At 72.8% G+C, this 2,039-nt stretch carries 2 protein-coding genes; both read right to left on the bottom strand.

Annotated features, from left to right (window positions below; all coding sequences use genetic code 11):
• The coding region (locus tag VGD44_RS02860) for an ATP-binding protein (protein WP_331083679.1) at window positions 1–1,688 on the bottom strand (1,688 nt) is incomplete at its 3' end.
• Window positions 1,689–1,771: 83 nt separating this feature from the next.
• A partial coding sequence (locus VGD44_RS02865) for an SPOR domain-containing protein (protein ID WP_331083681.1) occupies window positions 1,772–2,039 on the bottom strand: 268 nt, incomplete at its 5' end.

Genomic DNA, 2,039 nt, shown 5'->3' on the forward strand with positions numbered 1-2,039 from the left:
CGTAGCCCCACGAAGGCCGAGATGTCGAGCTGCGCGCCCTCGGCCGCGTCGGCCGCTTCGGCCGGCGGCGCCGGGACCTCGAACCAGAAGACCGCGCCCGCGCCCGGACGGCTCTCGACCCCGATCGCCCCGCCCATGGCCTCGACCAGCCCGCGCGAGATGGCGAGCCCCAGGCCCGAGCCGTCGTGCGCCCGGTTGACCGCGGCGTCCACCTGGCTGAACCGCTGGAACAGCTTCGCCTGCGCCGCCGCGTCCAGGCCTGGCCCCGTGTCGGCCACGCGGTAGGTCAGGCGTTCGGTCGCCGCGTCGTACGCCGCGGTCACCCGCACCGACCCTGCGTCGGTGAACTTCACCGCATTGCCCACGAGGTTCATCAGGACCTGCCGCAGACGGTCGAAGTCGACCGTGACGGCCGGCGGCAACTCCGCGCCCTCGAAGGCGATGCCGAGCTGCTTGCCCGCGGCCTGCGGCGCGAACAGCTCGACCACGTCGCGGCCGCACTCCTCCGGGTTGCCCGGCTGCGGCTTGATCTCCAGCCGGCCGGCCTCGAGCTTCGAGAAGTCCAGCACGTCGTTGACGAGGGCCAGCAGGTTGCGGCTGGCCGCCAGCACGCGTGCGGCGTAGCGCGCCGCTTCGTCATCCAGCTTCTTCTCCGCCAGCAGCGATGCGAACCCCAGGATCGAGGTCAGGGGCGTGCGGATCTCGTGGCTCATGTTGGCCAGGAACTCACCCTTCACGCGCGCCGCCTGCTCGGCCTCGGCCAGGGCTTCGGCAAGCCGCCGGGCCGCGGCGCGCCGCTGCTCCTGCAACGCGGCGACCTGGAGCGTGAGCCCGCAGACCACCGCCACGAAGCCCTGCAGCAGCACCAGCGTCTCGGTCCAGCCAGACGTCTCCAGCGCGATCGGGCCACGGCCGGCGAAGGTGAAGCCGATGGCCAGCGCCGCCGTCGCCAGCACGATGATCGCCGCGCCCATCATCCGCAGCACGACGGCGGCCGTCACGGTCATCAGCGGCACGAGGAACAGCAGCGGATAGCGGGTCTGGGCGAAGATCACCGCCTCCAGCCCGATCACCACCAGGATGATCGCCGCCGCCCACGAGCGCGGGCCCCGGTCGGCCCAGTATCGGCGCCAATCGGCGAGGATCAGCAGGCAGGGCGTCGGGATGATCAGGCCCAGGGTGTCGGCCAGCGTCCAGATCGCGAGCTGGCTCCACACGTGGCGGCCTTCGAGCAGGCCCAGCCACGCCGACGCCAGGATCGCCGAAGCCGCCGAGCCTGCGAGGGCGAAGGCGGCGCCCAGCGCCAGATGGCGCATGCGCACCGGGTCGAACCCCTCCGGTAGCGCCCGCCGCAGGCCCAGCCCGCAGATCATCACCTCCACGACGTTCGCGCCCGCGAGCGCGATCGACGTCGCGATGGTATTGCCCACGGCTAGGTCGGCCATCGCGTTGCCGAGGAAACCCGCCGCCAGCCAGATCGGCCACCGGCCCGGTCCGCTGCGCAGGATGGCGACCACGGTCAGGGTGTTGGCCACCCAGATGGGCGAGGCCTGGCCGAAGTCCTGGGGCGCCCACAGCGAGGCGTATGCCAGCACGCCCACCGCCGCCGCCAGCAGGGCGGCGTCGACCACGGTCCGTCCCGTGATCGTCGGGGCCTTGAACGACCGGGCTGGGGGCGCTGAGGTCATCGACTGGTAGCTGCTGACTCCACACCTTGCCGGCGATTAACGGGCGTGAATCCGTTATGCGACGGATCGCCGCAAGCTTGGCCTTAGCGACTTGCGCTGCGCACGAAACAGTCGCGGCCCGCCGCCTTTAGGCCGGCGCAGAACCCGCTGGCCTCGCCCGCGTCGGCGAAACCGCCCACCACCGCGCGATACCAGGTCCGTCCGCCGACGGCGGCCTTCTCGACCCAGGTCTCGCGGCCGCCCACGCTGGACCCCAGCGCCGCGAGTAGGCCGCGGGCGTCGGCGTCGGACGGCGAGGCGCCGACCTGGGCGACCAGAGCGCCCGTGCGACGCGGCGCGGCCGCGGTCCTG

Source organism: Phenylobacterium sp., from assembly GCF_036402295.1.
Classification (GTDB): domain Bacteria; phylum Pseudomonadota; class Alphaproteobacteria; order Caulobacterales; family Caulobacteraceae; genus Phenylobacterium.